The sequence below is a fragment of the Candidatus Sarmatiella mevalonica genome (assembly GCF_016751895.1).
Taxonomy (GTDB): Bacteria; Pseudomonadota; Alphaproteobacteria; order Rickettsiales; family Rickettsiaceae; genus Sarmatiella; species Sarmatiella mevalonica.
On the sequence record NZ_JACVVM010000055.1, the window covers coordinates 1 to 9,051 of the forward strand.

The following is a 9,051-nucleotide window of genomic DNA, read 5'->3' on the forward strand; positions in this document are numbered from 1 at the left end:
GCCTACGACTCTTTTATCCCAGATTTTTTCTAGCTTCTTTATTATTATTTCAAACTTTTCTAGCTCCATGCCAAATAATCTTAAAAAAACTCTTGGATGTTTAGCAATTTTACTGTATCTTATCATTGTGTGTAGTCTCTTGTTGGTTAAAAATTAAGTTCTATACACGCTTTATAAAAAATATCAACCCCTCCCTGTAAGTAATTTCCAATTCTATATACTTACGCAAGAGGTCTAATATAAGGGGTTATTGCTTTCACTTTACTTCCTCTTATATTTAATGTCATGCTCTTTTTATACTATCTTAGCTATATTATTTGTAAGCAATTCAATCCATTCCTGGTCAAAAAATTCTCTATCCCCCCAAAATTGCCTCTATTTTTCCAATCCCAAAACATTTGATAAATTTGCTGACCAGCTCTATACGGTCTGAAGCTTTCGAGTTACCACTCTTATTATCTAGCATCTTAAAAAAGATCGGAATTGCTATGTTTTCATATGAAATCGCTAGATATAATACTTTGTTTGCCAAACTCCCAATTTGTCCGATCTATTACTAACAAATATTTGTCTAAACTTAAGATATCCACTACCAACGCTGCAACTTCGACTACATCTATTAGCTGATCTTTAAAAAATCTGTAAATTCTTTTAATTACTGAATCTTGCTTTGCGTCACTTATTATACCCTCTGCTATTTTAGGAATTTGTACGTTCTGGGTCTTAAAAAGTGATAAAATTATCATCCCCAATAATTCGACTCTTGATTTATTCCATCGAAAGTGTTTTGATAACATTTGGCGTAAAGTGGTATTGTAGAACATAAACATCCTTAATTATCGTTAAAAATGTATATGTTTAACTGCTTTTCTACCTTTACGCTACTACTTTTTTACCTAACTGTCCGGTACTAAGATCGGTATGCCCAAACGATTTAAAATCATATCTGACAAATATAGAAACAGACGAAAAAGGTTTGGCCTCAGATTCAATTTGATTGCAGCTATTTATAACATGGAGCTAGTATAAATGAGTTTCGAAAGAGGTCTAATGTCATATTTTCATTTAATTTAACGTAGTTTTCAAGTGCTTCTAGATCAATTTTTCTTTTTGAATCACCTCGTTTCTTTGCGAGATAATTGCCTTCTTTTTTATATTTTCGGTACCACCTTCCTATTGCTGATACACTTATTTTAAATCATTTAGATGCTTGGTCATAACTATTCCCAACTTCTAAATATTCCACTACTTTTTCTCTTAAATCATTGCTATAGCTTTTTGTCATTTTTCCTTTCATTATAACGAAAAATTATATCTAATTCAACCTAAATTACTATAGTTTCCGAGGAAGTCTATTATTTGATGGCTTATTTAATATTTACCTATAGCCACTAAATAACTCTCTGAGGATTCTTTTCTACTAGCGTTAGGTTTAAAATAAGACACCTTCTTAAAACTACAGTTCAGCGCATTGCGTAATTCGTTTTGCGCACCTCCCTGAAAAAACTTACAAATCATCACGCCACCTGGTTTTAAAGCGATAATGGCAAAATCTAATACTGCTTGGCATAAAGCCATGATGCGAATATGATCGGTTTGTTTGTGTCCTGTGGTGTTTGGCGCCATGTCGCTCATCACCACATCAACACAATGAGGCGGCAAGGAAAGGGCGTTGAATAAAAAGTCACCTAAAATAAATTCCACTCCATCAATTGGCTGCATTTCCAACAGATCCATTGCTATCACTCTACCACCAGTGGCACACGCTGCAACCTGGCTCCAACCACCCGGCGCAGCTCCAAGGTCAACAACAGTCTGTCCGTGTTTAAAAAATTTAAACTTTTCGTTAATCTCGATTAGTTTATAAGCCGCTCTAGAACGATAATCATCGCTTTTGGCTCGCGCTACATAGGGGTCTTGCAAATGACGCTGCATCCAACGCTTAGAAGACGCCTTGAGTCTTTTGTTTTGCACTTTAGAATTCTTTGACATCTTGCTTCAGTCTATTTTAGTGGTCTTACGGTGTTTTATCAACGTCCTTGCGCCTTGGCGTCATCAGCCTTTGCTGCGCTTGGCATCTGCCTGGTATTTTTCGTTTTATTATTGCTCTGGACGGCAGGGGCGTTTAGCTCCTGACTATTCTTATGAGTATTATCTGTAGATTTTTCCGATGCGTTATCATACTTCACATCTCCTTTCACTTCATCTTTCACGCTACCTCTTGCCTCATCCTGCCTGCTATCCTTCGCCCCATCTTTCGCATTTGCTTCCTCTGTGCGCAATATTTCCTTAACAACTTTAGGTTTATTATTGAGCGCACGAGGTTGATAGCTATTAAACGGCAAGACATAGCCATCTCCAATATGGGATAAAATAATATTTCTCACCTGATCGTAATTCCATTGCGGATTATGTGCAAACTTATACAATACCTCCCCATTCGAACTAATCAAAAAAGCTGTTGGTAGACTGGTCACTTCAAAAAGTTTGAATAATTGTTTCTTAGGATCTAAATAAATTTTTAAATGACTAAAATGCTGCGCGTCTACGTATTGCTTAATAAAAGATAAATCCTTGCTATCTACCACTATTGCCAGAATTTCAAAAGGAAGTTTACGAAAGTCTTTTTGTAGATTGTCCAGCTTTTCTAGATCAGAAGTACATGCTACAGACCATGTTGCCCAAAAGAGGAGAAGGGTTACTTTACCTTCGAATTGATATAAATATCTACTCTTCCCATCTAAATCTAAAAAGCTGATAGATTCGGCTTTGATAATGGGGTCTAATGGTATTTTCACTAACAAACCCTCACCCTTGCCACCACCCTGACTATCTGATGCAAGCGCAACGCTGTAAAAACAAAAATTTAAGACTAATAATGCAGCATAAAAGGCGAGATAACTGGCGAATGAAGTGAAGAAAGCGAGCGTCATCTTTTGCATAAATTCTCAATGCTAAAATATTGTTTTATAATTTTCACGCACTGATGAAGCTGTCATATAAATTATCGCGCATATAATTTTGAATAATTGCGATATATATAATTAAATTCTGCACCATAGATGAGAATAAAATTCGCGAAATAAAAAAAGGCTAAAGTTACAATCACTCCCCCTAGAGAACCATATATCAGATCGAATTGACGATAGTATGAAATATACTTAAATAATAAGTGCGCAAGCAAAAACCATAACACAACACATAACACCGAACCTGGCAGTACTTCTATTACTTTTAATTTTGTATTTGGTATCAAAAAATACATCATGCTACATGCAAAAAACAAAAGCGCACCAGGAAATAAATACTCATTTAAAATCCATAGTAACTCTGGGCCGATGTAGTCATCGCTAAAACCTGATATATGAGCAATGCACCATTTAATTATAAAATATAATAACATACAAAAGCTTAGCATCATACTAATGATGAAAAATTGCAGAACGCTCAATAACCTGCGCAAAATGTATGATGGAGGAAATGAAATGTTATATATTCTATTTAATATAGTTCTTAAACACTCCACAAAAGAAGAGGCTGTCCAAATACTACTCACTATAGCTAAGGTCAGCAAGCTCTGAGGCGGGCTATTTTTTAACTCCCGCAGCCTATCCTGAATTAGCATATAGCGCCCCTCTTGCATCTTATCCATTAGCAAACTTACGAAACTCTGGCCTATATCAGAGGCGCCAAAAAAACTAGTCATCGCAAGAAAGAACACGAGGAATGGGCCCAAGGATACTATCACTATAAACGCCATGTAGCCCGCATGCTCCACGCCATCTTGAGTGATAGTGCGCAACATGGCCCTATATAAGCAGGAAAAAATTTTTCTAAAAAGATCTCTTGCAAAATTAAACATCTTAAACATCTAAAAAAACATCAATCTTTTTTATAAGTTTAGAGCGTAGCTCAGAACTTTGCATTGTCACCTATATGTCGTTTATGCTTAATGGCGGTTTGGGCAGTTGCGATGCGCGCCATAGGCACGTTATATGGTGAGCACGAAATATAATCGACCGTTAATTTTTGCAAAAAATCTATAGTCGTTGCGTTATTAATTTGCTCTCCGCATACACAAAAAGTCAAGGTTGGGTTTACATCGCGCGCCCTTTGTATAGCAATGCTCATAAGCTCCCCAACACCCTCCTGATCTAAAACTACAAATGGATCATACTTGCATATACCTTCCTCGAGATATTTATATAAGAATATTGGAGAATCATCGCGCGAGAAACCATAAGTCGTTTGGGTTAAATCATTTGTACCAAAGCTAAAAAAGTCTACTTCCTGGGCAATCTTATGGGCGGTTAATGCTGCGCGCGGTAGCTCAATCATTGCACCTATTTTATACTGCAACCCACCTTTTTCCGCACCTTCCACACCCCTCTTAGCTCCGTATTTTACAAACACACTCTCTATTTTGTTTTTAATGCAGCGCAGCTCATTCACATCACTAATGAAGGGTATCATAATCTCAATAGACCCCTTGCAAAGCTCTCCTCCTGACAGCGATGCGCGTGACGCTCCAATGCTCGAATCCTCTAACTTTATGTGCGCTCCGGAGTTCCGCGCTTCATTTGCCCTTTGCGTTGCAAGAGGTCTAATATTAGCTTCGCTCTCTAATCTTTGCCACGCCATGCACAAAGCTTCAATTTGCATCAAGTATATCTCAGGATACGTAATGCCTAGCCTACAACCTCTATTACCCAACATCGGGTTCACCTCTTTTAGTTCGCGCATGCGCCGCTCTAACTCGTCTTGAGAAATAGCCAACGCCTCTTGCGCATAATACTTCTCTTGTGCAGTTTTCGGCAGGAATTCATGTAAAGGAGGATCTAATAGTCGCACAGATATAGGCAGCGCATTCATCGCAACAAATAAATTATAAAAATCATCGCTATGCAAAGGTAATAATTCATTTAACGCTTTTTCTTTTGTCTGGGCTTTATCGGAAATAATCATTGTTTGTATTAGCAACATGCGTTTTTTCTCAAAAAACATATGCTCTGTACGACACAGTCCAACGCCTACCGCACCAAAATTCAGAGCATTTTGCAAGTCATGCATAGTTTCTGCATTTGCTTTGGTTTTAATGATGCTTAGCTCATCGGCCCATTCCAAAACACTATCGAGTTCTTTTGGTAACTGGGGTCTACTAAACTTTGCCTTGCCTAAAAACACTTCTCCAGTAGAGCCATCAATGGTAATATATTGCCCCTCCTGTATTGGCAAGTTAGATTTATAAAGCAATATTTTATTCACCTCATCTAGTTGCAAGCTAGAAACTCCACAAACACATGGCCTACCAAGGCTACGGGCTACCACGGCGGCATGCGAAGTAACCCCTCCCTTAAGCGTGAGTATACCTTCTGATATATAAAATGCTGACACATCCTCTGGGCTAGTTTCGCGACGCACTAAGATTACGGGATGAGTTTTAGCAAGATCCTCCGCCGCCTCTAGGGAGAAAGCTATCACCCCACTCGCTCCACCCGGGGAGGCTGCTAAACCTTGGGCTATGCATGTTAAAGAAGAAAGACTTTGCGCATCTAATACATTATGTAATAACTGAGACAGCGCGTAAGTCGGAATTTGCATTAATGCTTCAGCTTTACTCACAATTCCCTGTTGATGCATCTGGTGAGCAATCTTTATTGCAGCCAATGCAGTTCTCTTTGCGGCGCGTGTCTGTAGTAGATATAATTGCTGATCTTGAATAGTGAATTCTATATCCTGAGCATCTTTATAATAACCCTCGAGTTTTTTACAAATCACCTTTAGCTCCTCAAACTGTGTGGGCATAACCTGCTGCATAGAGCCGGAACAATCAGAAATTGATATGGGGGTATGAGATCCAGAAACAATATCTTCGCCTTGCGCATTCAACAAGAATTCGCCAACTAAGCTGTTTTCTCCTGTGGATGGACACCTGGTAAACACAACGCCAGTGCCAGATTGATTATTTAAATTACCAAACACCATCATTTGCACATTCACAGCAGTGCCAAGTTCATCAGAGATATGATGTATTTTTCTATATGCAACAGCCCTTTTACTCATCCAAGATTTTAGCACAAACTCTATAGCGACCATCAACTGTTCATATGGGTCTTCTGGAACTCGCTGCTTGCTATGCTGCTCAATAAGCAACTTCACTTCTTCAATTAAATTGCTATGCTGCTCAAAACCGCTAAGAGTTTTTAATTTGTTTGGTATAGAGGAGAAGGTGTTGGCCGGCACTTGCAACACAATAGAGCTATACATCTCTAAGAAGCGCAAGTAACTATCTACGGCAAAAGTTGCATTTTTATTATATATTGATTGGAAAACTTTAGTAGTAAAACCTAGATTCAAAACAGTATCCATCATACCAGGCATAGACACTACAGAACCCGAACGCACTGAAAGAATAAGCGGTCTAATTGGATCGCCTAAAGTTCTACTAGTATAAGACTCTAACTCAACGATGGCATGTTTTATAGACTGCTTAATATCTTGAGAGAAGGCGGTGTGATTTTGATGATATAACCGAGATAGACGGGAAGAAATCGTAAAACCAGGCGGTACAGCCAAACCTAACCTAGACATTTCTGCTAAACCAGCGCCTTTGCCACCCAATATCTCGGGACTAGTGCAGTTAGTAACTCTATTTAACCCAAAATTATATATAAAAGATTCCATAGTAGATGCTATATTTCACCCCTTCCACAAGTAGGATAGATTACATCTAGATAATATACAACTTTTCGGCGTGTGCAAGGCTACTGATATATAAAATCATACATCAACAATCCTAACTTGATTTAATATTAAAAGAATTTGTAAAATTATACTCTTACTACAAGTAAAGACTTTTTTTAGAGCTCCTTGCATGATATCATTAATTAAGATCCTCATTCCCATAACGTTTGGCGCCATTTGCTTATTGCTTCTTGCATTTTTTAGAAGCAGAACCGTGGTGTTAAAAATATTAATCACTAATATTGTCTCTAACTTCGTAGCACTTATCATGTGTCTCATGGGGTGCATTAGCCATAATTCATCTTATCTAGATTTGGCAATAATGTACGTAGCACTAAGTATTGTTGGGAGCGCTGGATATTTAGCTACTCTCAAGCCGAACAAAAAATAATCAATGAATATCACAAAGCCTCAACTTGATAAAACCACATTATTTGTTATAGGACTAATTAATTCATACGAATATGCGTTATTTGGTTTTAGTATACAATTCTTTTTTACCTATCTTAATGCATTTAAGTCGGATTGCCCAGCCACTTCAGAAGCAAAATGTTGTGATTTTTTAATGCTATTTGCATTAGCAAATATCGCGCGCCCCATTGGATCTGTGTTTTTTGGTTGGATAGGAGATAAATTAGGTAGACTGAAAGCGATATATATAGCAACAGCTCTATCTTCATTATCTAGCTTGATTATTGCTATTTGGCCGATGGGCAATAACCTTACCATCATCGGACTACATCTGCTAATAGCTAGGATAATTTTTATATTCAGTTTGGCCGGTCACCTAGATGGAATAAGAATATATACTCTAGAACAATTCAAAGTAGAGCAGGGAGTACAAAGCAACGCATTGGTTTCATTTTTTAATCAAGTAGGTGTATTAATTGCTTCCTGCGCCTTTCATTTTGCACAATATCATCACGAACAAATGCCTAATGCCTGGCGTATTAATTTCGTGCTTGGGAGTGTGGCAGGGTTGTTGTTCTTGGTGTTATTGATTCATAGAAGCAAATGGGGTGAGGTGAACCAATATCAAACAAAGCGCACGAGTTTATTTAAGGTTATGGAAAAAGAATTGTTGATAAAAATAATCTTAGCCATTCTTGTGTATGGTTTAAGTGGCGCGCTATACACCGTATTAATAATTTTTTGGAGTCATTTTGTGATAAATTACCTACATACTACACCAACAATAAGCAGTGAGTATATAGTAGGATCTTATATGCTCACCTGTCTCTTGCTATGCATTGGTAGCAGCGCTGTGTATAAATATAAAACACTCATTATGTTATTTTCTGCAGGTTTATTGTTAGTAGGTATATACATTCAAGGTCATGCCATGCTTTTTGCATCATCAGGCCTGGCCGTATTAATGGTTTTAAACTACAGTGTAATACAAAGATTATTTCCCGAGCGCATAAGATTTCGCGCATGCTCCATCTCACACTCGATAGGTAGTTTATGCTTCTCTGCAATCTCGCCCTATATAATAACAAAAGTGTATCTATACTCCCAACAAACATTAAATGCAAAGTTTTTTTTATTTGCTATTGTATTGGCCCTTGTTTTATTGTATTTTCTTATTAGACAATCTTTGCATCCGATGGGTCCGCATGTCGCGGCATCGCAAAAACCTGAAGGTTCTTAAAACAAAAGATGGGGCCATAGCTCAGTTGGTAGAGCGTTTGAATGGCATTCAAAAGGTGAGGGGTTCGATTCCCCTTGGCTCCACCATTATTTCTTGTGAATTTTTCCGCTCTCTTTTTTCTTGCTACCCTCCTTTGCCTTGCTATTTGCTCTTCTAGATCACGCTCGTTTCTTCTTTTGACGTTACGCGCATAAGTCAAAGGAGTGCAATGTTTCCATTAGGAGGTCTAGGCAGTATCGACATTGATTCTATCCATAGATAAATTCCGGCTATAAAAACAAAGCCAAGATATGCAATATCAAGCTTGTCGTATCTTGTTGCGACACGCCTAAAATGCTTGAGCTTATTGAACATACGTTCAATTAAACTCCGTTCCTTATACAATTCTTCGTCATACTCCCTTGGTACTTTTCTTCTTGCTCTGGAAGGTATTACAACTTCAGCTTTCGCATCCTTAGCTGCCTTAACCATATAATCCGCATCATATCCCTTATGGGACTGTTGCGAGATGAGGTAATTTTTGTTATAATAAATCTCAAAAGAACGAGGTTTTCAAATGTCTGCAGCGCATCAAATTACAATGGTAAGTTTAAATCAATTAGTTAGTCCAAAGCATCACTATCGCAAATTTAAAGACTTATTTGATTTTGAGGTGG

General features: G+C 37.8%; 9 protein-coding genes, 1 tRNA gene and 1 pseudogene. 4 read left to right on the plus strand and 7 right to left on the minus strand.

Features of this window, described 5'->3' with window-relative positions:
* Positions 1-494: 494 nt before the first annotated feature.
* Entirely contained in the window at positions 495-797 is a 303-nt protein-coding gene (locus Sarmat_RS04925) for a hypothetical protein (protein ID WP_202149697.1), read from the minus strand.
* A gap of 118 nt (positions 798-915) precedes the next feature.
* On the opposite strand from Sarmat_RS04925, the pseudogene Sarmat_RS04930 reads away from it, so the two are divergent.
* Positions 916-1,029, plus strand: a pseudogene (locus Sarmat_RS04930) (IS5/IS1182 family transposase); the annotation flags it as partial.
* 169 nt (positions 1,030-1,198) lie between these two features.
* Here Sarmat_RS04930 and Sarmat_RS06900 read toward each other — a convergent pair.
* The 5 genes from Sarmat_RS06900 to Sarmat_RS04950 all read right to left on the minus strand — a co-directional run bounded on the left by Sarmat_RS06900 (position 1,199) and on the right by Sarmat_RS04950 (position 6,684).
* Positions 1,199-1,297, minus strand: a complete 99-nt coding sequence (locus Sarmat_RS06900) for an IS630 transposase-related protein (RefSeq protein ID WP_244127148.1) — start codon at positions 1,295-1,297, stop codon at positions 1,199-1,201.
* 74 nt (positions 1,298-1,371) lie between these two features.
* A complete protein-coding gene (locus Sarmat_RS04935; RefSeq protein ID WP_202149698.1) occupies positions 1,372-1,992 on the minus strand; it encodes an RlmE family RNA methyltransferase in 621 nt (206 codons plus the stop codon).
* 38 nt (positions 1,993-2,030) lie between these two features.
* Entirely contained in the window at positions 2,031-2,933 is a 903-nt protein-coding gene (locus Sarmat_RS04940) for a TlpA disulfide reductase family protein (RefSeq protein WP_202149699.1), read from the minus strand.
* A 71-nt stretch (positions 2,934-3,004) separates the two neighbouring features.
* Positions 3,005-3,805, minus strand: a complete 801-nt coding sequence (locus Sarmat_RS04945; RefSeq protein WP_244127149.1) for a YihY/virulence factor BrkB family protein — start codon at positions 3,803-3,805, stop codon at positions 3,005-3,007.
* Between the two features lie 107 nt (positions 3,806-3,912).
* Positions 3,913-6,684, minus strand: coding sequence for a pyruvate, phosphate dikinase (locus Sarmat_RS04950; RefSeq protein WP_202149701.1), 2,772 nt, complete (start codon positions 6,682-6,684; stop codon positions 3,913-3,915).
* A 190-nt stretch (positions 6,685-6,874) separates the two neighbouring features.
* Here Sarmat_RS04950 and Sarmat_RS04955 point away from each other — a divergent pair, with 190 nt between their 5' ends.
* The 3 genes from Sarmat_RS04955 (at position 6,875) to Sarmat_RS04965 (ending at position 8,481) form a co-directional block, all read left to right on the plus strand.
* Positions 6,875-7,135, plus strand: coding sequence for a hypothetical protein (locus Sarmat_RS04955; protein WP_202149702.1), 261 nt, complete (start codon positions 6,875-6,877; stop codon positions 7,133-7,135).
* Positions 7,136-7,138: 3 nt separating this feature from the next.
* A complete protein-coding gene (locus Sarmat_RS04960; protein ID WP_202149703.1) occupies positions 7,139-8,395 on the plus strand; it encodes an MFS transporter in 1,257 nt (418 codons plus the stop codon).
* 10 nt (positions 8,396-8,405) lie between these two features.
* A tRNA-Ala gene (locus Sarmat_RS04965) sits at positions 8,406-8,481 on the plus strand.
* 109 nt (positions 8,482-8,590) lie between these two features.
* On the opposite strand, the gene Sarmat_RS04970 is transcribed toward Sarmat_RS04965, so the two are convergent.
* Complete coding sequence (locus tag Sarmat_RS04970) at positions 8,591-8,866, minus strand: transposase (RefSeq protein WP_202149704.1); 276 nt, start codon at positions 8,864-8,866, stop codon at positions 8,591-8,593.
* Positions 8,867-9,051: the final 185 nt, after the last annotated feature.

Bases quoted from the DNA above. Each gene is read 5' to 3' on its own strand.
- Sarmat_RS04955 (WP_202149702.1), top strand. From the start codon at position 6,875: ATGATATCATTAATTAAGATCCTCATTCCCATAACGTTTGGCGCCATT.
- Sarmat_RS04945 (WP_244127149.1), bottom strand. From the start codon at position 3,805: ATGTTGCGCACTATCACTCAAGATGGCGTGGAGCATGCGGGCTACATG.
- Sarmat_RS04960 (WP_202149703.1), top strand. From the start codon at position 7,139: ATGAATATCACAAAGCCTCAACTTGATAAAACCACATTATTTGTTATA.
- Sarmat_RS04970 (WP_202149704.1), bottom strand. From the start codon at position 8,866: ATGGTTAAGGCAGCTAAGGATGCGAAAGCTGAAGTTGTAATACCTTCC.
- Sarmat_RS04925 (WP_202149697.1), bottom strand. From the start codon at position 797: ATGTTATCAAAACACTTTCGATGGAATAAATCAAGAGTCGAATTATTG.
- Sarmat_RS04935 (WP_202149698.1), bottom strand. From the start codon at position 1,992: ATGTCAAAGAATTCTAAAGTGCAAAACAAAAGACTCAAGGCGTCTTCT.
- Sarmat_RS04940 (WP_202149699.1), bottom strand. From the start codon at position 2,933: ATGACGCTCGCTTTCTTCACTTCATTCGCCAGTTATCTCGCCTTTTAT.
- Sarmat_RS04950 (WP_202149701.1), bottom strand. From the start codon at position 6,684: ATGGAATCTTTTATATATAATTTTGGGTTAAATAGAGTTACTAACTGC.
- Sarmat_RS06900 (WP_244127148.1), bottom strand. From the start codon at position 1,297: ATGAAAGGAAAAATGACAAAAAGCTATAGCAATGATTTAAGAGAAAAA.